Below are 18211 nucleotides of genomic sequence, written 5' to 3' on the forward strand. Positions count from 1 at the left end.
GACGGACCGGCCTACCGGCTACCGGCTACCGGCTACCGGCCCCACAGGATGTCCAGGACCGGCTCCCAGGTGTTGAGCACCAGGTCGGCTCCCGCCGAGGCGAGCTCGTCGACGGCCGCGTCGTTCGTGGCGTAGCCGAGGAACGGCAGGCCGACCTCCTGGGCCGCTCGCAGGTCAGGCACCGAGTCGCCGATCACCAGCGTCGTCGCGCGGTCCGCGCCCAGCCCCGTCAGTGCCTGCTCCAGCATGTGCGGATGCGGCTTGAGCAGCTGGAGGTCCGCCGCCGCCCGGCCGTGGATGTGCGGCCCGAAGCACTCGTCGAGGCCCCGGCCGGTCACGTACTCGCGCACCGCACGGGGCGAGTGGTTCGTGGTGACGGCCAGCCGGCCGCCGGTCGCCGCCCAGGTGCGGACGACGCCGTCCACGTACATCGTGGGCCACGCCCCGGCGGCGGCGCGCTGCTCCTGGCGCGTCAGCCACTCCTCCAGGTCGGCCACGAGATCACTGTCCGGGTGGAGCATCCCGACCGTACGCAGGATGTCGAGCGGACCGGCGAGCCCGCCGAGGTCCGCGTCCGGGGCGAGAGCGGTGATCCCGCGCTCCTCCAGGAAGGTCCGCATCCCGTCGGAAGCGGCCCGCTCGGCGCTCGGGCCGAACAGCCGGCAGAGCGGGCCGTCGAAGCCGAACAGCACATACCGTGTCGAGGTGATCCGGTCTCGGAGGTTCTCACGGATCACGGATACCGCCTGTTCGCTTCTCGTCGTGTCAGCCGGGTCAGTCGCGTTGGCTGTCTCAGTCGTGTCAGTCGCATCTGAAGTCACTCGGACAGGCTCCCCAGGTCCGGACCCTTCGCGGTCCTGACTGCATCGAACCACTTCCGCGGCTCTTCCACCACGTTCCGTTTTGGCTGCGGACCGCTCGGCGAACTTCTCTGCGAATGCGTCTGTCCGTACGTCAAGACGCCAGTCTCCGCCCGGCCGTTCCACATCCGGGTGACATCCCTCTCGTTCCGCTGCCACACCGCACACGCCGCCGCGATCCGTTCCGCGTCCGGCACCCTGCGCAGCCCGAGCGGCCCCCGCGCGGCGGCGAGCAGAACGAGGATCCGCTCCGCGGTCGCCATGAGCTCCACCGGGCCCGCCCGGTGCGGCAGGGCCAGCGTCAGCCGGATCACATCGATGTGGACGGAGAGCAGCCGCTCGAAGTCCAGATAGACCCGCAGCGCGCCCCGGTGGCCGCTCAGCGCGCCGGGGCAGCTCACCGCGACCGCCGACCGCCACGCCCGGAGCGCGGCCCTCCGCCGGCGGCCGGTGGCGTACCGCATCCGTCCGAGATGGGCGGCGATCTCGTATACCGGGTCGCCGTACAGCGCCAACTCCCAGTCGATCAGGGAGAGTTCTCCGTCCGGGCCCACGATCAGATTCCCGGCGTGGGAGTCCGTGTGCAGCAGCGTGAACGGCCGCTCGCCCAGTCCCGCCGCCCGCTCCCGCAGCCTCCCGAGCGCGCCGTCCCCCACTCCGAGCGCGGCGAACAGCTCCTGGTGGGCCCGGCTGCTGCGGCCCTTGACCTCGGACTCGGTGAAGTCGACGAGCGTACGCAGGAACCCGCCGCAGTCCCCGTCCGCCGGCCAGCCGCCGGGAAGCGGCGGCAGCGCGTGGGACGGGACTGCGGCCGTCTGCCGGAAGAGCGCCTCCAGTCGCGCCGTGTAGCCGCGCCCGGGGCGGCGGCCGGCCCCGTACCGGCCGGAGAGCGGCACGCCCTGCGCGAAGGAGTGCACGGTGAAGCCCGGCCGGTCGGCGAGCACCCGCGGGCTGCCGTCCACCCGTCCCGCGATGGCACGGAGCAGTTCACCCTCCGGCCAGATCCGCAGATTGAACTGCACCGCTTCGGGGATGGGCGCGCGCACCTTCACGGGCGTACCGGCGGGGAGCGACACCGCGGCGGCGAGGTCGGGTGGCAGCCCCACGCGGTAGTTCCGGTGGTAGTAGCCGCTGAGGGGTTCCCCCTCACCGGCGGCTCGGTACAGCAGGTCCCAGCTGTCGGCCGTGCGGCCGGAGGCGCCGCGGGCTACATCAGGCATGCGGCTCCTGCGCTCTCGTGACCGGAAGCTCGCCGGCGGGCCGTCCCTGGCCGCTGCCCACCTTCATACCCAAGGGTACTGATGGCCTCAAACCCCTCGGGATGAAAGGGAGTTGTACCAACTGCGGGCCCCGGCCTCCCGGCCGGGGCCCGCAGGGATCACAGGGTGGGGGTCAGCTCGGCTGGTCGCCGGTGTACCGGTAGATCTCGTTGCCGCTGTTGATGTGCCACACGGTGCCGTCGGCGCCCGCGGCGATGTCGGTGGCAGTGCCGGGGATCTTGATCCACGGGTTGCCGCCGCTGGCGTCGTTGTTGGTGTACCGGTAGATGCTGCCGGCGGGATCGACACCCCACACATTGGTCCGGGAGCCCACCGCGATGCGCTTGAGACTGCCGTTGACGCTCTTCCACGGGTTCGAGCCGTCCTGGTCCCCGGTGTACCGGAAGACCTGGTTCCCGCCGTTCACTCCCCACACCGTGCCGTCCGCGCCCGCTCCGATGTCGCTCAGCGCCCCCGGGATCTTGATCCACGGGTTGGCGTCGTGGTTCGTGTACCGGTAGATGGCACTGGCGGAGTCCACTCCCCACACGTTCGTCCGGGAGCCCGCGTCGATGCGGACCAGGCTGCCGGAGATGCCCTTCCACGGGCCCGGGTCGTTCTGATCGCCGGTGTACCGGTAGATCTGGTTGCCGCTGTTGACGCCCCACACGGTGCCGTCGGCGCCCGCGCCGATGTCACTCAGGCCCCCGGGGATGTTGATCCAGGGGTTGGCGTCGTAGTTGGTGTACCGGTAGATGGCGCTCGCCCCGTTCACGCCCCACACCGTCGTCCTGGACCCCGCTGAGATGGCAGTGAGACTGCCCGCCACCTTCACCCAATCCGCCATGCCGAACCACCCTCCGTAGAGCCTGTGTTGGGTGCAATCATCCGGGCCGGGACGGACCTTCAAAGGGGGTGAATGCTTGTCTTAATACCTAACAAGCCAGTAAATCGATGTTTTGATCCCTGCCTGCTTGTGGGGTGAGGTCGGGAGTGGCTCCGCCGGAAGCATTTCGGCTGGAAGCGCCGTCCCGCCCAGGGGGGATCGACAGGAGTACCGGCATATGCCTCCTGCGTAGCAATTCCGTTTGCCCGAGCCGGAGTTCAGTCGCCGGCCGTGCAGCGCGCCCGCCCCTCGGGCCGGCTGCGCCGGGGCGGGTCAGCCCCCGACCGCCTCCGTCATGGCGGCCAGGTCCGCCACGAAGTACTCCGCGCCCGCGCCCCTGAGCCGCAGCAGCTTCACGGACCCGGTGCCGTACCCCACGAACGGAACGCCGATCGAGGTGGCCGCGCGAGCGTCAGCCGGCGAGTCCCCGATCATCAGCCCGTCAGCGGCTGCCGTACCGGTCTCCGCGAGCAGCCGTTCCAGGCAGTACGGATGCGGTTTCATCAGCCGCGGATCGTCGTGCCGCCCCACGACCGCGCCGAAGTACTTCTCGATTCCGTGCAGTTCGAGATAAGCGCGGGCGGCGGCCTCGCTGTTGTTGGTCGCGATGACCAGTTGCTTGCCGGCCGTCAGCAGCGCTTCCATCAGGTCGAACGCGCCGGGCGTGGGCTCCGCGGTGGCCGCCGCCTCCGTCTCCAGCTCCTCCAGCCGCTTGCGCAGGGCGGAGACCAGTCCGTCCGGGTCGCTGGGGAAGGCGTCGTGCGCACGCCGGAGCACCGCGAGGGGATCGTGCGGCTCGTCCGGTTCCGACCAGTGCGGCAGTCGCACGGCGGCCATGGCACGCAGTTCGGCGGCGATCGCCGGGGCGCGCAGCCCGGCGAACAGCCCGCAGACCGGCCCGTCGAAGTCCCAGAGGACCAGCGAGGCACGGGAGAGCAGCGCCCGCAGCCCGGCGGCGGGGGTGAGGGCGTGGACAGGGGTGGAGGTGGAAGTGGAGGTGGCATCGGAGGAGGGCAGCACGTCAGTCGCCGAAATCCGCATCTTGGGCCAGCTGGTCCCAGTAGGAGTCGAAGAATTTCTGCGCCGCTTCCACCTTCAGTGCCTGTCCGGGCTTGGTGTACGGGAAGAGCGTCGCGCCCACACCGAGCGAGTCGAGGATGGTGACCTCCACGCCGTCGATGGGCTCAGGTGTCCACTGCTCCAGGGTGTAGTAGCCCTCCAGCAGCTGGTCCTTGTTCAGCAGGTACAACTTCAGCGGCGGGGTGAAGGGCACGGTCCGGATCTGCACCGAGACCTCGGGGACCAGTCCCTGGTGGCGCAGTCGCAGCAGCGAGTGGCGCAGCGACCTGGCGTGGTTGATCACCATGTCGCGGTGGCGCTTGCGCGGCCGGTCGTCATCGGGGTCCTCGACCCCCCGCGGGAAGGCGAGCCGTATCCCGGTGATGTCGGGGAGCATCAGCCGCAGTGCGATGCTCTGCGGCCCGATCTCGCCGTCGCTGATCCGGGCGACCTGTGCGCCGAGGTGCTGGGCCATCGTCTCCGACGTCAGCGAGAGCACGTCCATCGTGATCTCCTCGGCCTCGAAGGCGGCCCGCAGCCTGGGCTGGAGAGTGACCTGCGCGGGCTGCGCGGACGGTACGGGGTGCGCGGCGGCCGCCACACCGTGGCCCTCGGTCACGGTCGCGGGGCGGCCCCGGCTGGACGAGATCAGCCCCTCGGCCCTGAGTACTTCGAGTGCCCGGCCGACGGTCTCGCGCGAAACGCCATAGGTGGCCTGGAGTTCGCGCTGCGAGGGCAGTTGGCGGCCCACCCGGTGGACGCCGTCGGCGATCTCGGTCCGCAGGTCGTCCGCGATGACCTGGAACTTCCTGCTGTCTGTGCTGCCTGCGTCACGTGGGGCCACCGCACCACCGTACAACTACCGGGCACCTCGGCGTAATTGACAGGACCAAACAGACAGGACCCAACAGGCAGGGTCACTTTTCCGGCCAACCAACCAGGCCAGTCGCCAGACAAGTTTACGGACATGTAACCAGCGGGCATACCACCGTCAGGCCAACCAGGCCAACTTGTCTGGTACTTGACTGCAAGAACCTCTCCACGGAGAACCACTCCACGGGGCACGAGCCGATACAACGGTGTGCAGGCAACTGGTGCTCCCCCACCATCCCGAAGGAGGGAACCCCATGCCTACCGCAGCTCTCCTGGTCGCAGGACTCGGATTCGTCATCGAGCAGACCGTTCAGTCCGCGTTCGGAATCGCAGGTCTCGTCGGATTCGGCATGCTCACCGTCGGCGTGAAAGCAGGCAGCGTCCCGTGCAGCTGCCTGGGCGCCTTCATGCTGTTCGTCCAGGTCAAAGCCCTGATCGGCTGAGGCCGAACGGGACCCCCTGGGCCGGTTCGTCCTAGAAGCCGTCCGGGCACCACGGCCGGACGGCCGTACGGAACAGCGCCTCGGTGACGGCGACCGCACCAGCCGTCTCCTCCGAGATCCGGCCCAGCGCGGCGAGCCGGACCGCCGAGGCCTCACCCAGATACAGCGCCGCCAACTCCCCCGCGTCCAGCGTGACATCGGCCGCTTCGGAGGTCGGCGCGCAGGTCGCACCGTCGGGCGAGGCGTCCAGCCGGTAGCGGCCCGCCGAGAGCCCGTCGTGGTCCGTGACCTCCAGGACCAGGGTGCCGGACGCCTCGTACGTACGGGCCTCCAGCGCCCGTACGACATCGAGCAGCCGGATCCACAGGAAGTCCGCGTGCTGGGTGAGCCTGGCCGCGCGCGGGTCGGGCAGCAGCGACGACAGCAGATCGTCCGGACCCCGGTGCCCGGCATTCACCGTAGTGACCCAGTCGACCGAGCAGAGGAAGTGCCACAGGGCGCGCTCGGCGGCCGGGGACACGGCGATCAGATCTTCCACCGTCGCGGTGTTGAGCGGCTGCTTGGCGGGGCCCCAGTGGTCGTCGGCCTTGTACGCGAGGAGGCCGTCGATCTCGCCCCGGGGCGAGCGGTACACCGCGTAGAAGGGCTCGGTCCACGGCCGGCCCGGCACCTGGTCGAGGCCCGTCTGCAGGGCCCACCAGCGTTCGTTCCTGCTGACCGCGCCGGGCTGCGACTTCCGGAAACGGGCGTGCAGTTCGGGGCCGAGCTTCCGTACGTCCGCACCGTCGACCAGATCGATCCGGCCGCCACACTCCGGGCGGGCCCAGCGCGGGTCGAGTCCGGCGCGCGGCACGTCGACCGTCCAGTCGGTGGCCCAGGTCGCCGGGCCGAAGCCGAACCGGCCGTAGATCGGGTACTCGGCGGCGATCAGCGTGGCCAGCACTTCGCCGCGCTCCTTCGCCGCCGCCAGATCCACCGCCATCATCCGGCTGAGCAGACCGCGCCTGCGGTGCGTCGGGGTGACCGTGACGTGGGTGACCGCGTCGGACGGGAGCGAGGCTCCGCCGACGACGGTGATCTCCTGCGCGAAGGACCGGAAGGTCGCCACACAGCGCCCGCCGTCGAACGCGCCCCGGGTGCGGGCCAGATCCGTGTGCGGGAGGCGGCTGCGCACCTCCTCGTCGGAGGCCGACGGCGGCTGGAGGAAGCCGGTGTGACAGGCGCGGAGCCAGTCGGGGTACTCGGAATCGGAGATCGTACGGACGTCAACTGCCATGGTGGCCACGGTAAGCACCCCTCCTCGGACTGTCGCGCGAATTTCGGACCGGAGCCTGTGAAACCGCCACCGGACTGCCGCCGCCGGACCGCCGCCTCAGGACTGCCGCTTCCGGAATGGCCCTTCCGGAACAGCCACTTTCCGGAACAGCCTTTCCGGACCGGCGCTTTCAGACCGGCGCTTTCAGACCGCCGCGCGGATTTCGCCGACCTTCGCGGCGCCACCGAGCAGCGGCGCGTCCGCCAGCCTGGCCAGCACCGGGCTCTCCACGCCCATCCGTTCCAGGGTCCGCGCCAGCACAGGACCGAGCACCCGGGTCGCACCGTCGTCGACCTTGAAGGCGAGCGCCCGGCCGTCGGGGAGCGCCAGCGCCTGGACCGCCTCGGCGCCCATCTTGGAGAGCGTGCCCGGCAGCGCCCGCATCACCCATGTGTCGGGCCTGCGGGTCCCCGCGACGTACTCGGGGTGGGCGCGCATCGCGTCCGCGACCCGGCGCTCCGGCGACCCCTCGGGGGCCAGCACGAACGTACGGAACGCACGGGCCAGGCCCACCAGGCTGATCGCCATCAGCGGCGCCCCGCACCCGTCCGTACCGACCGACGCCACCCGCTCGCCCGCCGCCTCCTCGATCACCGTCAGCACCAGCCGCTGGAGCGGGTGGGAGGGGTCGAGGTAGGAGTCGGTGGGCCAGCCGTTCAGCGCGCAGACGGCCAGCATCGCGGTGTGCTTGCCCGAGCAGTTCATGGTGACCCGCTCACGCCCGTGGCCCGCGGCGAGATACCCCTCGGCCTCGACCGGGTCCAGCGGGAGATCGGCCGGGCACTGGAGATCGCTCTCCTGGAGCCCGTACTCACTGAGCATCGTGCGCACCAGCGCCCGCTGGAACTCCTCGCCCGAGTGGCTCGCCGAGGCCAGTGCCAGCCGCTCACCGGAGAGGTCGAGGCCGGCCCGCAGAATGGCGGCCGCCTGCATCGGCTTGTTGCTGGAGCGCGGGAAGACGGGCAGCGACGGGTCACCGAGCGCGTAATCGACGCTCCCGTCGGCCGCGAGCACCACCAGCGAGCCCCGGTGCCGGCCCTCCACGAAGCCGGAGCGCACGACCTCGGCGAGGACCGGAGATACAGGGGCGGTGGTGCTGGCGGTCATCGTCGGCCTTCCGGGAACGGGGCCCGCTCACCGGAAGGATCGCCTCAGGTGAGCAGGTCGTCTACTTGCGCTTCGCCCTCACGGTACCTGCGGGCGATCTCCGCGCTGCAATCGTCGGCGGTCCGCTGGAGGTGCTGTCGGCGGCTGGATACCTGCTGTTCGTAGCGGACGAGGCGGCCCATTCCGGTGTGCAGCTCTTCGTCCGTACGGGCGCAGAGGTCGGAGAGTTCCACCTCGGCGAGCATGTCGGCGGCCAGCTTGCTGTTCTCCGCGCTGCGCGGCGTCGAGAGCGTCACATGGCGGGCCGACGAGCGGTGCGAGGACGGCACGTCGGCCAGGATCTCGGAGAGCCGCTCGACGACCGGGGACTCCGGTCCCGTACGCCGGGACAGCTCGGCGCGGAGGATGTCGATCCGCCCGTGCAGCATCCGGCGTACGTAGCTGAGGTCGGCCTCGTCCCGCTGGGCGTCCCTGCGCAGCGTGCGCAGTTCGGGCAGGCGCAGCCCGCCGATGTCGTGCTCGGTGGCCGCCGGGAGCGCGGCGCCCGCGCGCTGCGCGGGTGCTCGTGGCACGGAGCTGATCCGGGTCATGGACACGGGACCGGGCGACTGCCCGGCGCCAGATGTACTCATATGCGTATTCCGTCCCCTCGACCGGTGCGGTGCACCGCCTCTCGTGCATGGTGCCACTCCGGATGGTGCCGCTGCTGGCTCTCCGCGCCCGTTCGGCCCCGGATAGGTTGGACCGTATGCGTGCAGTGGTGCAGAGGGTGGACGGCGCGAGCGTCGTCGTGGCTGGTGAGACCGTGGGTGAGATCTCCGGGGAGGGTCTGTGCGTCCTTGTGGGGGTCACTCATGAGGACACTGCGGAAAAAGCGGCGCAACTAGCCCGAAAGGTCTGGTCGCTGCGGATCCTGTCGGGCGAAAAGTCGTGCTCGGACGTGAATGCACCTTTGCTGGTGATTTCACAGTTCACCCTCTACGGAGACGCCCGGAAGGGCCGCCGCCCCACCTGGAACGGGGCCGCCCCCGGCGAGGTGGCCGAGCCGCTCGTGGACGAGGTGGTGAACCAGCTGCGCGCCCTGGGCGCGACGGTCGGGACGGGCCGGTTCGGCGCGAGCATGCGGGTCTCGCTGACGAACGACGGCCCGTTCACGGTCCTGCTGGAGATCTGAGCCCGGCCGCCAGGAACCCTATGGCGCCACGGCTCTACGGCTCCACGACGACTTCCTGGGCGGCCGCGGTGTCCCCTGCCAGCAGCTCCGCGTCCACCGGCACATTGCGCTTCACCAGTGCCAGCGCGATCGGTCCCAGTTCGTGGTGGCGGGCCGACGAGGTGACGAAGCCCAGCTGGCGGCCCTCGGCGCCGTCCGATGCGAGCCGGACCGGCGTACCGTGCCCCGGCAGCAGCACCTCGCTGCCGTCCAGATGCAGGAAGACCAGCCGGCGCGGCGGCTTCCCCAGGTTGTGGACACGGGCGACCGTCTCCTGGCCCCGGTAGCAGCCCTTCTCCAGATGGACCGCGGTGCCGATCCATCCCAGCTCGTGCGGGATGGTCCGGTGGTCGGTCTCCAGACCGACCCGCGGCCGGTGCGCCTCGATGCGCAGCGCCTCGTACGCGAGGAGCCCGGCGACCGGACCGTGCTCGGCCGCATACGCCTCCAGCTGCTCCCGGGGCAGGAAGAGATCACGGCCGTGCGCCGTCTCCCGTACGACCACGCCGTCCGGCACCCCGGCGATCGAACCGGCCGGCAGATGCACGACCGCGATGTCCTCAGTGCGGTCGGCGATCTCGGCCCGGTAGTAGAACTTCATGCTCTCCAGGTACGCGATCAGCTCCTGCTGCGTGCCCGGCTCGACATGCGCCCACACCGTCTCGCCGTCGTCCACGAGGTAGAGGGCGTGCTCGATGTGGCCGTTGGCCGAGAGGATGAGCGCCTCGGTGGCCACGCCCTGCGGCAGCTCGCTGACGTGCTGGGTGAGCAGCAGATGCAGCCAGCTCAGCCGGTCGGGGCCGGTGACCGTGATGACGCCGCGGTGGGAGAGGTCCACGAGGCCGGTACCGTCCGACAGCGCACGCTGTTCGCGGAACAGGTCTCCGTAGTGGGCGGCGACACCTTCGTCCCGGCCTTCGGCGGGGACGGCACCGGGCAGTGACAACAGCGGGCTCTTCATGTCCGCAAGCGTACGACCGCCCGCCGCAAGGCTACGAACCGCCGCCGGAAGCAGGGGCCTGAGCCTCGGCCTGCCCCTGGGGCTGCTCCTCGGCGGCCTTGGCCGCGCACTTCCGGCACCGCCCGAAGATGGCGAAGTGCTTCATGTCCGTCTCGAAGCCGAACGACTCGCGGAGCTGCCCGGTGAAGTCCGCGGCCACACTGATGTCGGCCTCGATGACGTCCGTACAGTCCCGGCAGACCAGATGGATGTGGTGGTGCCGGTCGGCGAGGTGGTACGTGGGAGCACCGTGCCCGAGATGGGCATGGCTCACCAGGCCCAGCTCCTCAAGCAGCTCCAGGGTGCGGTAGACCGTGGAGATGTTCACGCCGCCCGCCGTCTTCCGCACCTCGGTGAGGATGTCGTCGGGCGTCGCGTGCTCCAGCGCGTCCACGGCCTCCAGCACGAGCTGTCGCTGCGGGGTCAGCCGGTACCCGCGGCTGCGGAGGTCGCTCTGCCAGTCAGTGGTCACCACGCCTCCAGTGTAGGAGCGGCCTACTTGAAGAAGGCGATTCCGTCGTCAGGAAGGTCCTTCAGATCCTTCGCCCACTCGCTGGGGTCGACGGACTTCTTCAGATGCGCGGACATGTAGGGCCGCAGCTCGACCTCGGGCGTGGCCTTCTCGCCCACCCACATCAGGTCGCTGTTCACATAGCCGTAGAGCCGCTTCCCGCCGCTGTACGGGCCGGACGCCGCGGTCCGCGCGACCGCGTCGGTCACCAGGTCGATCTGCGGCTTCTGGTCGGCGAGCTCGCCGTACCAGATCTCGACGACGCCCTGGTCGCGCACCATCACGACCTCGACCTTGCGGTGCTCGTCCACGCGCCAGTACCCGGACTCGGTCTCCAGCGGCCTGACCTTCGCGCCCTCGGAGTCCAGCACCCAGGTGTGCGAGGTGTACTCAAGGAAGTCGCGGCCGTCGTGGGTGAAGGCGACCTCCTGGCCGAAGTTGCACTTCTCCTCACCGGGGAAGTCCGCGACACCGGCCCCGGTCCACTTACCGAGGAGGAAGACCAGCGGGACGAGGCTCGGATGGAGGTCCGACGGAATCTCGATCATGAGGGCTCAGACGATCTGTGAGAGGGGTTCGGGCTACCGGCTGCCAGTTGCCGAGCGGTCAGCGCTGGCCCTGGTAGAGCTTCTTCACCGAAAGACCGGCGAAGGCGATGACGCCGACGCAGACCAGGATCAGCAGAGCGATGAAAATGGCGTCAAGCACGAGGTGCTCCTTGTATGAGCGACTGCACGGACGACGGCGGCCGCGTGAACGTGAAAAGCAGGAAGGGCCGGGCCCCAGCCTAATGGGTGGGGGCCGAGCCCTCTCTGCGAGGTGCGGCGGCGGCCGACGATTAGAGTTCCGCCATGGCCCAGAAGAAGCTAGTGATCAAGGTGACTGCGGGATCCGACGCCCCCGAGCGGTGCTCCCAGGCGTTCACCGTGGCCGCGGTCGCCGTGGCCAGCGGGGTGGAGGTCTCGCTCTGGCTCACCGGTGAGTCGTCGTGGTTCGCCCTGCCGGGCCGGGCCGCCGAGTTCGAGCTGCCGCACGCGGCGCCGCTGCCGGATCTGATCGACTCGATCAGGGCGGGCGGACAGATCACCGTCTGCACGCAGTGCGCGGCCCGCCGCGACATCACGGAGCAGGACGTACTGGAGGGCGTACGGATCGCGGGCGCCCAGCTCTTCGTACAGGAAGCGATGGCCGACGGCGTCCAGGCGCTCGTCTACTGAGGTCTGGAACGACCGGCAACTGCCGGGTGCGCCGCCCCGCCTACCGGCGTCGCTTCTTCCCGTCCAGCTCGTCCCACCACTCGTCGGACGTACGGTCCCCCGAAGGCGGCAGGTCCGAGCGCTTGTCCGTGCGCTTGGCCGTCGGCCTGTCCGTGGACTTGCCCGTCGGCCTGTCGGCGGACCCGCTGTCGGGCGGCGGCTCGTCCCACCAGCGGTCATCGGGACCGCGCCGGTTGCCGACGATCGCCGCGACCGGCGGGATGACCATCGCGACGAAACACATGGCGATGGCGGCAGGCACCGACCAGAGACGCACGAAAGCCCAGGCTGAGACGAAGAGCAGCAGACAGCCGCCCATCAACAGAAAATAGCCGCGCCGACGTCGCGAGTACATGCATCCAGCGTAAGACCGATCGGCAACTCGTCGCCCCCGGAAGGCGCTCGGCAAATTTCCGGCCCTCGCCTGCCCCGGACGGCGCGGAGGGCCGCACCCGGTCCAAGTGGCGTCCAACCCCCTGGGGTGCGGCCCTCCGGCCAGATCAGGTCCTGCTCGGATCCTGCTCGGTCAGACAGCGATCGCGATCTCCGCGAGGCCGCCGGTCTGCGCGACGACCGTACGGTCTGCCGTGCCGCCCGGGACGAGGGCGCGCAGCGTCCACGTGCCCTCGGCCGCGTAGAAGCGGAACTGTCCGGTGGCCGAGGTCGGGACCTCGGCGGTGAACTCGCCGGTCGAGTCCAGCAGGCGCACATAACCGGTGACGGGCTCGCCGTCACGGGTCACGCTGCCCTGGATCGTGGTCTCACCGGGCTTGATCGTCGAGGCGTCCGGGCCGCCGGCCTTCGCTCCGCACATGCTGTTCTCCTGAGGGGCCTGAGAGGTTGGTGAAGGTCGGTACTACTTGTTGGCGCCGAGCTCGATCGGCACACCCACGAGGGAGCCGTACTCGGTCCACGAGCCGTCGTAGTTCTTGACGTTCTCCTGGCCGAGCAGCTCGTGCAGCACGAACCAGGTCAGCGCGGAGCGCTCACCGATGCGGCAGTACGCGATGGTGTCCTTGGCAAGGTCGACCTGCTCGTCCTCGTAGAGGGCCTTGAGCTCGTCGTCCGACTTGAAGGTGCCGTCGTCGTTGGCGTTCTTCGACCACGGGATGTTGCGGGCGCTCGGCACGTGGCCGGGGCGCTGCGACTGCTCCTGCGGGAGGTGCGCCGGGGCGAGCAGCTTGCCGCTGAACTCGTCGGGCGACCGGACGTCGACCAGGTTCTTGCTGTTGATCGCGGCCACCACGTCGTCGCGGTAGGCGCGGATCGACTCGTCCTGCGGCTTGGCCTTGTACGTGGTGGCCGGGCGGGACGGCACGGCGTCGACCAGGTCGCGGGAGTCGAGCTCCCACTTCTTGCGGCCGCCGTCGAGCAGCCGGACGTCGCTGTGGCCGTACAGCTTGAAGTACCAGAAGGCGTACGAGGCGAACCAGTTGTTGTTGCCGCCGTAGAGCACGACGGTCGTGTCGTTGCCGATGCCCTTCTCGGACAGCAGCTTCTCGAAGCCGGCCTGGTCGATGAAGTCACGGCGGACCGGGTCCTGGAGGTCCTTGGTCCAGTCGATCCGGATCGCGTTCCTGATGTGGTTCTTCTCGTACGCAGAGGTGTCCTCGTCCACCTCGACGATGGCGACCTGCGGGTCGTCGATGTGGGCCTCGACCCAGTCTGCGTCTACCAGAACGTCGCTGCGGCTCATGCGGAATCTCCTCCGGGGATGGGGAATCCCCTGCTCCTGCGGAGCCCGGGGACGTGCGGCGGGATGGTGCGATGGTGTCGGCGTACGGATCCACGGAGGCCGGGAGACAGAGCGCATCCGGCACCGCGGGGGGCAGCCCCGACAGACGGTCGGGGGACCCGGGGGATACGGGAGTCGGAGCTCCCGCTCAGAAGGCGCGACAGAGCATGGCGGAGACACGGCACAGGTCGACTGCCCGCCGCTTCGTGAGATCCGCCTGCTGCTTCATACGGTCGATCGTAGGGAAGTACGGGCGGAGATGTCACCGCCGTATCGCACACTGAGACGCGATCGTCCGCGATGCGAGACAATGTGCCAATGGCGCGCGTACGGCCCGGGATCCCCACGGTGCCGTACTTGCCCACCATCTGAGGACCGGACTCCCCCGTCTCACCATCCGGTCACTGTGGGGCTCTCCGCCGGCCCCGTGCTGCCGCCGCCCCTCCTACTGCCCGGCCAGCGCGACGTTCGTACCCGTGACGCCGATGTCGACGCCGTCCGCCGTGGCCCGCACCTCGCTGAGCTTCAGCCCGGCGGGCAGCCCGCCGACCGCGCTGTCGAAGTCGGTCTGCTGCCGGACCAGACCCTCCAGGCCGGGGATGCCCTCGCCGGGCACCACGTCCGCGTGCACCTTGATCCGGTCCGTCCCCACCATGGTCACCGTCGAGATCACGCTGCGGCTGACCGTGCGCCCCAGAACGGCCACCGAGCCGGTGACCTTGACCTTGCCGTTCCCCGCGTACGCGACCTTGGCGCCGGATTCGGAGGCCTTGGTGAGGTCCCCGTACGAGATGTGCGCGCTGCCGCTGGCGCGCGCGGCCACCGCGCTGCTGAAGTTGCTGGAGACCGTGACGTCGTGCAGTTCGGCCCGGACTTCACTGATCCGCAGGTGGCGGCCGGACGCTTTCGCGTCGACGCCCTTGAGCGTGACGTCGACCCGGCCGAGCTTCTTGTCGAGGACCTGGGTCAGGAACGGGAAGCCCTTGATGTCGACGTCGGGGGAGGCCGAGAGGCTCTCGCTGCTGCGTATTCGGTCCGCCGCCTTGTTGTCCGCGACATGCACCGCGATCCGGTCGGCGAGGACGAAGAGGCCGCCCAGTACCACGACGACGATGAGCAGTGTCCGCAGTGCTCGCATGGCCGGTCGTCCCTCTGCTCGTACCCGAGTCCTGATCCGTGCCGGTGGCACGGACCCGAGCCTAGGGCCTTTCGTTTGGATCAGGCCGGATCAGGGAGCGGGGTCTGGTGCGTGCAGCTGCAAGGCGGAGGATTGAGGCAACGCGGAGCGTTGTTGATTGACGACAACGCCGCAGATGAGCGTGCCAGACCCCGCGAGCCCGGCATGATCCAAACGAAAGGCCCTAACGGGGTGATCAGCCGACGAGTCGGCCGATGAGGTAGATCGCCGGTGCGGCGGCGGAGAGCGGCAGGGCCACTCCGGCCGTCATGTGCACGAACCGGGACGGGTAGTCGTAGCTCGCGACGCGCAGCCCGATCAGGGCGCAGCCGCCGCCTGCGAGCCCGAGCAGCGCGCCCTGCATCCCGAGTCCGGTGACAGTGCCCGCCAGGGCTCCGGCGGCCGCCGCCGCGACCAGGGCGCCGACGAGCCCGGCGGGGCCCGGCAGCGGGAGTGCGCGGACGACGGCCGCGACCGCCACGGCCGTACAGCCGACCGTCACCGCGTCCGTCGACGCCGCGAGGATGCCCGTCGCGACGATGGTGAGCGCGGAGGAGGCGATGGTGGCCATCAGTCCGGCCATCCGTTCGTCGGCCGGTGCGTGGCTGCGCAGCTGGAGCACGAGCGTGAGCAGCACCCAGACGCCGAGCGTGCCGATGATCGCGGCGGGCCCGTGGCCGGCGCCCGCGACGAGCAGCGCGATGTCCGCGACAACACCGCCGAGGAAGGCGAGCGCGATGCCCTGCCGGGCGGGCCACATGCCGTTCAGCCGGAACCAGCCGGCGGCGGTTACCGCCTGGAGCACCAGCAGCGGCACGACCACGGCGTACCGCCCGCCGAACGCGGCGGCAGCGAGCACGATCCCGAGCCCGGCCGTGAGCACGGCGGGCTGCATGCCCGGAGGGATGATCGGCGACCGCCCCTCGGCGCGGGCCCGCTGCGCGTCGGTGATCCGCGCCTGTCCGACGGTGCTGGGGGCGCTGTACGCGGGGCCGTCGGCGGGCGACGCCGCGGCGGGCGCCTCAGCGGCGGCGGGCGCGGGCGCGGGCCGCGCGGCGTACGGAGCGGGGGCGGGCGTCTCCGGCGGAAGGGGGAGCGACGCGGGCGGAAGGTAGGTGGATTCGGGCCCGGTGTAAGGCTGCCGCGGGTCGTGCTGCTGGGGCGCCGGGCTCTGCGGGGAAGCGTAGGGCTGCTGGGGAGCCGGGCTCTGCTGGTACGGCTGGTTCTGCTGATACGGCTGGTTCTGCTGGTACGGAGGCTGCTGCACGTACGGGTCCTGCGGGGCCTGCTGGTACGGGGCTTCCTGGTACGGAGCCTGCTGCTGGGCGTACGGGTCCTGCGAAGCCTGCTGGTACGGAGCCTCCTGGTACGGGGCCTGCTGCTGCGCGTACGGGTCCTGTGTCGGCGGCTGCTGCGCCGGGTCCGGCCGCACCGGCGTCTGCACCGGCTGGAACTGGGTGTCCCAGGTCTGCCCGTTCCAGGTCTGGTTGAACGGATCATCCGGGTGCGGATCCTGGTGCCCGTTCGGATCCTGGTGCCCGTTCTGGGCCTGGTAGAACCGCGGGTCGGGCTGCTGCGGCGACTGCTGCTGCCCGTACGGATATGGCTGATCACTCATCGTGGGGGGTCACCCTCCTGCGAACGGCGGGAGCACCTCGACCGTGCCGCCCTCGGCAAGCCGTACCGTCTCATGGCCGCGGGTCCCCACGGGATCACCGTCGACGAGGAACGAGCATCGCCGCAGCACCTGCGCCAGCTCACCGGGGTGCCGCTCGCGCGCCGCGTCGAGTGCTTCGGCCAGGGTGGCGCCGCTGTACGGCTCCTCGGCTGTGCCTGCGGCGGCCTTGGCGGCGGCCCAGTAGCGGATGGTTCCCGCGGGCATGGGTACTCCTCATTGGTTTACGTCGCGCGGGTCCATGATGCCGGGTGCGGAGAGGCGACCGCGCCGCTGCCCGTCGCACCCCCGGCCCCGGCCCGCCCCGAATTCGCTGGAACCGGCCGACCGAGCCGCCTAGCGTGTCCGGATCGCTGATCATGCGCATGGTGACCATGAACGGGGCGTTCGCCTTCCCCGGACTGGACGAGCCCCACGGCTGGAACGACCCCGAGCTGCTGAGCGCCGAGATCCCCGGAGCCGGCGCGGTCTCCTCGGCGAACGGCCTGGCCGCGCTGTACGCGGCCGCGGTGACGGAAGTGGACGGTTCGGCCCGCCTGCTGACGCCCGCCACGGTCACGGACGCGGTACGTGAGGTGTCGGCGGGCCCGACCTGGCAGGGCTTCGACACGGGCCAGCGCTGGGGCTCGGGCTTCCTGCTCGACTCGACGGCCCCGCGTCCCCTGCTCGGCCCCCGGAGCTTCGGCAACGACGGTGCGGGCGGCCAGTTCGCATTCGGGGACGACGAATTCGGGGTGGGTTTCGCCTACGTCTCCACCAAAATGATCGGTTATGGCGACGCCCGCGCGACCCGCCTCATCGAGGCAGTACGGGATTGCCTGAACGCTTGAGACCGGCCCGGGTCAGGCCCCTTCCGGACGCATCAGCCACTCCCCCACCCGCCCCAACAACTCGTCCCCGGCCGCATTCTCCGCATGGCCCATCCCCGGCTCCACCCAAAGCTCCGCGGCCCCCGCCCCGGCCGCCGCGGCCAGCATCCGCGGATGGTCCAGCGGAAAGTAGGGATCCCGGTCCCCGTGCACGATCAGCAGCGGCGCAGGCGCGATCATCGGCACCGCGTCCACCGGTGACAGCGGTACCGGGTCCCACTCCTCCGTGTGGATCCGGGTCCGGAGCCCGAACCGCCCCACCAGCCTCCCCAGCGGTCGCGTGACCACCCAGTGCAGCCGCCGCATCGGCGCCGTCCCCCGGTAGTACCACCGCGCGGGAGAACTCACCGCGGCCACCGCCTGCACGGACCCGGCAGAGCGGGACTCGGCAGAACGCGACCCGGCAGAGCCGGTACCGGCAGCCCCACCCGCACCACCGTCAACACCGGCACCCCCGGCACCCCCCGCCCCGTCCCCGTGCAGCGCCGCATGTCTCAGCACCACCGAGCCGCCCATCGAGAAGCCGACCGTCACCACCCGGCTGTGCCCGAGGCTGTGGGCCCACTCGACCGCCGCCGCCAGGTCGAGCACCTCCTTGTCGCCCACCGTCGAGCGCCCGCCCGACCGCCCGTGCCCCCGGAACGAGAACGTGACCACGGCCGCACGCTGCGCGAACACCCCCGCGGCGCGCCGCACCGCGGGCCGGTCGACCGACCCCGTGAACCCGTGCGCGACCACGATCGCCGTGTCGCCCGGACCCTTCACACACGGCTCGTACCGCGCCTCGACCGGTACTCCGTCCCGGGTACGAAGGATCACCCTGAGGTCGCCCGGAGTGACCAAGGGAACAGAGGCATTCCGGAAAGGCTCTTCTGACGCAGAACTCATGTGGGCTATTCTGGTGGGATCAGGACCTGGGCAAAGTTGCCCCCAGGTCCTTTTGTGCTTTCGGTGGGTTGTATACGAAACCCGC

Annotated in this window: 22 protein-coding genes and 1 pseudogene; 4 read left to right on the forward strand and 19 right to left on the reverse strand. The window is 70.5% G+C overall.

Annotation, left to right across the window (positions count from 1 at the left end; translation table 11 throughout):
* Positions 1-32: 32 nt before the first annotated feature.
* From OHB13_RS16905 to OHB13_RS16925, 5 genes are all read right to left on the reverse strand, one after another.
* The gene (locus OHB13_RS16905) at positions 33-737 is read right to left on the reverse strand and encodes an HAD family hydrolase (RefSeq protein WP_328377675.1); all 705 of its coding nucleotides are present in this window, start codon (positions 735-737) and stop codon (positions 33-35) included.
* 80 nt (positions 738-817) lie between these two features.
* Complete coding sequence (locus tag OHB13_RS16910) at positions 818-2080, reverse strand: phosphotransferase (RefSeq protein WP_266855505.1); 1263 nt, start codon at positions 2078-2080, stop codon at positions 818-820.
* 172 nt (positions 2081-2252) lie between these two features.
* Positions 2253-2966, reverse strand: a complete 714-nt coding sequence (locus OHB13_RS16915; protein WP_328377676.1) for a tectonin domain-containing protein — start codon at positions 2964-2966, stop codon at positions 2253-2255.
* Between the two features lie 312 nt (positions 2967-3278).
* Complete coding sequence (locus tag OHB13_RS16920; protein WP_328377677.1) at positions 3279-4046, reverse strand: HAD family hydrolase; 768 nt, start codon at positions 4044-4046, stop codon at positions 3279-3281.
* Positions 4027-4908, reverse strand: a complete 882-nt coding sequence (locus tag OHB13_RS16925; RefSeq protein ID WP_328377678.1) for a winged helix-turn-helix domain-containing protein — start codon at positions 4906-4908, stop codon at positions 4027-4029. Before OHB13_RS16925 ends, OHB13_RS16920 begins: the two co-directional genes overlap by 20 nt.
* A gap of 283 nt (positions 4909-5191) precedes the next feature.
* Here OHB13_RS16925 and OHB13_RS16930 point away from each other — a divergent pair, with 283 nt between their 5' ends.
* Positions 5192-5380: a hypothetical protein gene (locus OHB13_RS16930; RefSeq protein ID WP_266855501.1), complete on the forward strand. Its 189-nt coding sequence runs from the start codon at positions 5192-5194 to the stop codon at positions 5378-5380.
* A 31-nt stretch (positions 5381-5411) separates the two neighbouring features.
* On the opposite strand, the gene OHB13_RS16935 is transcribed toward OHB13_RS16930, so the two are convergent.
* The 3 genes from OHB13_RS16935 to OHB13_RS16945 form a co-directional block, all read right to left on the reverse strand.
* Positions 5412-6656 carry a GNAT family N-acetyltransferase gene (locus OHB13_RS16935; RefSeq protein WP_328377679.1) on the reverse strand — a complete coding sequence of 415 codons (1245 nt, stop codon included), beginning with the start codon at positions 6654-6656 and terminating at the stop codon, positions 5412-5414.
* Positions 6657-6839: 183 nt separating this feature from the next.
* Positions 6840-7802, reverse strand: coding sequence for an asparaginase (locus OHB13_RS16940; RefSeq protein ID WP_328377680.1), 963 nt, complete (start codon positions 7800-7802; stop codon positions 6840-6842).
* A 44-nt stretch (positions 7803-7846) separates the two neighbouring features.
* Entirely contained in the window at positions 7847-8434 is a 588-nt protein-coding gene (locus OHB13_RS16945) for an RsiG family protein (protein WP_266855498.1), read from the reverse strand.
* Between the two features lie 116 nt (positions 8435-8550).
* On the opposite strand from OHB13_RS16945, the gene dtd reads away from it, so the two are divergent.
* Positions 8551-8976: a D-aminoacyl-tRNA deacylase gene (gene dtd / locus OHB13_RS16950; RefSeq protein WP_266860933.1), complete on the forward strand. Its 426-nt coding sequence runs from the start codon at positions 8551-8553 to the stop codon at positions 8974-8976.
* Between the two features lie 34 nt (positions 8977-9010).
* On the opposite strand, the gene ygfZ is transcribed toward dtd, so the two are convergent.
* The 3 genes from ygfZ to OHB13_RS16965 are packed head-to-tail and all read right to left on the reverse strand — an operon-like array spanning position 9011 to position 11074.
* Positions 9011-9976: a CAF17-like 4Fe-4S cluster assembly/insertion protein YgfZ gene (gene ygfZ, locus OHB13_RS16955; protein ID WP_266855497.1), complete on the reverse strand. Its 966-nt coding sequence runs from the start codon at positions 9974-9976 to the stop codon at positions 9011-9013.
* Between the two features lie 31 nt (positions 9977-10007).
* Positions 10008-10490 (reverse strand): Fur family transcriptional regulator, encoded by a 483-nt coding sequence (locus OHB13_RS16960; protein WP_266855496.1) that lies wholly within the window; start codon positions 10488-10490, stop codon positions 10008-10010.
* 20 nt (positions 10491-10510) lie between these two features.
* On the reverse strand, positions 10511-11074 hold the full coding sequence (locus tag OHB13_RS16965; RefSeq protein WP_328377681.1) for an FABP family protein: 564 nt from the start codon (positions 11072-11074) through the stop codon (positions 10511-10513).
* Between the two features lie 303 nt (positions 11075-11377).
* Between OHB13_RS16965 and OHB13_RS16970 the strand changes: the two genes are divergently transcribed.
* The gene (locus OHB13_RS16970; RefSeq protein ID WP_266855494.1) at positions 11378-11743 is read left to right on the forward strand and encodes a DsrE family protein; all 366 of its coding nucleotides are present in this window, start codon (positions 11378-11380) and stop codon (positions 11741-11743) included.
* A gap of 40 nt (positions 11744-11783) precedes the next feature.
* Here the strand turns inward: OHB13_RS16970 and OHB13_RS16975 are convergent, their stop codons facing one another.
* The 7 genes from OHB13_RS16975 to OHB13_RS17000 form a co-directional block, all read right to left on the reverse strand.
* Positions 11784-12137: a DUF3099 domain-containing protein gene (locus tag OHB13_RS16975; protein WP_328377682.1), complete on the reverse strand. Its 354-nt coding sequence runs from the start codon at positions 12135-12137 to the stop codon at positions 11784-11786.
* Between the two features lie 171 nt (positions 12138-12308).
* Complete coding sequence (locus OHB13_RS16980) at positions 12309-12596, reverse strand: DUF1416 domain-containing protein (protein WP_164259678.1); 288 nt, start codon at positions 12594-12596, stop codon at positions 12309-12311.
* Positions 12597-12638: 42 nt separating this feature from the next.
* Positions 12639-13478: a sulfurtransferase gene (locus OHB13_RS16985; protein WP_266855492.1), complete on the reverse strand. Its 840-nt coding sequence runs from the start codon at positions 13476-13478 to the stop codon at positions 12639-12641.
* Positions 13479-13665: 187 nt separating this feature from the next.
* Positions 13666-13746 (reverse strand): putative leader peptide, encoded by an 81-nt coding sequence (locus OHB13_RS38770; protein WP_353963180.1) that lies wholly within the window; start codon positions 13744-13746, stop codon positions 13666-13668.
* Between the two features lie 216 nt (positions 13747-13962).
* Positions 13963-14655, reverse strand: a complete 693-nt coding sequence (locus OHB13_RS16990) for an LmeA family phospholipid-binding protein (RefSeq protein ID WP_328377683.1) — start codon at positions 14653-14655, stop codon at positions 13963-13965.
* Positions 14656-14890: 235 nt separating this feature from the next.
* Positions 14891-16312, reverse strand: a complete 1422-nt coding sequence (locus OHB13_RS16995; RefSeq protein WP_328377684.1) for a hypothetical protein — start codon at positions 16310-16312, stop codon at positions 14891-14893.
* Between the two features lie 9 nt (positions 16313-16321).
* A complete protein-coding gene (locus tag OHB13_RS17000) occupies positions 16322-16576 on the reverse strand; it encodes a MoaD/ThiS family protein (RefSeq protein WP_266855489.1) in 255 nt (84 codons plus the stop codon).
* A 143-nt stretch (positions 16577-16719) separates the two neighbouring features.
* On the opposite strand from OHB13_RS17000, the pseudogene OHB13_RS17005 reads away from it, so the two are divergent.
* A pseudogene (locus tag OHB13_RS17005) lies at positions 16720-17199 on the forward strand (serine hydrolase); the annotation flags it as partial.
* Positions 17200-17211: 12 nt separating this feature from the next.
* Here OHB13_RS17005 and OHB13_RS17010 read toward each other — a convergent pair.
* Positions 17212-18126 carry an alpha/beta hydrolase gene (locus tag OHB13_RS17010; RefSeq protein ID WP_328377685.1) on the reverse strand — a complete coding sequence of 305 codons (915 nt, stop codon included), beginning with the start codon at positions 18124-18126 and terminating at the stop codon, positions 17212-17214.
* Positions 18127-18211 lie beyond the last annotated feature (85 nt).

The organism is Streptomyces sp. NBC_00440, assembly GCF_036014215.1.
Taxonomy (GTDB): Bacteria; Actinomycetota; Actinomycetes; order Streptomycetales; family Streptomycetaceae; genus Streptomyces.

Excerpts from the sequence above, each read along its gene's own strand:
- OHB13_RS16945 (WP_266855498.1), bottom strand. The coding sequence starts at position 8,434 with ATGAGTACATCTGGCGCCGGGCAGTCGCCCGGTCCCGTGTCCATGACC.
- OHB13_RS17010 (WP_328377685.1), bottom strand. The coding sequence starts at position 18,126 with ATGAGTTCTGCGTCAGAAGAGCCTTTCCGGAATGCCTCTGTTCCCTTG.
- ygfZ (WP_266855497.1), bottom strand. The coding sequence starts at position 9,976 with ATGAAGAGCCCGCTGTTGTCACTGCCCGGTGCCGTCCCCGCCGAAGGC.
- OHB13_RS16940 (WP_328377680.1), bottom strand. The coding sequence starts at position 7,802 with ATGACCGCCAGCACCACCGCCCCTGTATCTCCGGTCCTCGCCGAGGTC.
- OHB13_RS16970 (WP_266855494.1), top strand. The coding sequence starts at position 11,378 with ATGGCCCAGAAGAAGCTAGTGATCAAGGTGACTGCGGGATCCGACGCC.
- OHB13_RS16965 (WP_328377681.1), bottom strand. The coding sequence starts at position 11,074 with ATGATCGAGATTCCGTCGGACCTCCATCCGAGCCTCGTCCCGCTGGTC.
- OHB13_RS16990 (WP_328377683.1), bottom strand. The coding sequence starts at position 14,655 with ATGCGAGCACTGCGGACACTGCTCATCGTCGTCGTGGTACTGGGCGGC.
- OHB13_RS16910 (WP_266855505.1), bottom strand. The coding sequence starts at position 2,080 with ATGCCTGATGTAGCCCGCGGCGCCTCCGGCCGCACGGCCGACAGCTGG.
- OHB13_RS16980 (WP_164259678.1), bottom strand. The coding sequence starts at position 12,596 with ATGTGCGGAGCGAAGGCCGGCGGCCCGGACGCCTCGACGATCAAGCCC.
- OHB13_RS16930 (WP_266855501.1), top strand. The coding sequence starts at position 5,192 with ATGCCTACCGCAGCTCTCCTGGTCGCAGGACTCGGATTCGTCATCGAG.
- OHB13_RS16995 (WP_328377684.1), bottom strand. The coding sequence starts at position 16,312 with ATGAGTGATCAGCCATATCCGTACGGGCAGCAGCAGTCGCCGCAGCAG.
- OHB13_RS16920 (WP_328377677.1), bottom strand. The coding sequence starts at position 4,046 with ATGCGGATTTCGGCGACTGACGTGCTGCCCTCCTCCGATGCCACCTCC.
- OHB13_RS16975 (WP_328377682.1), bottom strand. The coding sequence starts at position 12,137 with ATGTACTCGCGACGTCGGCGCGGCTATTTTCTGTTGATGGGCGGCTGT.
- OHB13_RS38770 (WP_353963180.1), bottom strand. The coding sequence starts at position 13,746 with ATGAAGCAGCAGGCGGATCTCACGAAGCGGCGGGCAGTCGACCTGTGC.
- dtd (WP_266860933.1), top strand. The coding sequence starts at position 8,551 with ATGCGTGCAGTGGTGCAGAGGGTGGACGGCGCGAGCGTCGTCGTGGCT.
- OHB13_RS17000 (WP_266855489.1), bottom strand. The coding sequence starts at position 16,576 with ATGCCCGCGGGAACCATCCGCTACTGGGCCGCCGCCAAGGCCGCCGCA.
- OHB13_RS16985 (WP_266855492.1), bottom strand. The coding sequence starts at position 13,478 with ATGAGCCGCAGCGACGTTCTGGTAGACGCAGACTGGGTCGAGGCCCAC.
- OHB13_RS16935 (WP_328377679.1), bottom strand. The coding sequence starts at position 6,656 with ATGGCAGTTGACGTCCGTACGATCTCCGATTCCGAGTACCCCGACTGG.
- OHB13_RS16915 (WP_328377676.1), bottom strand. The coding sequence starts at position 2,966 with ATGGCGGATTGGGTGAAGGTGGCGGGCAGTCTCACTGCCATCTCAGCG.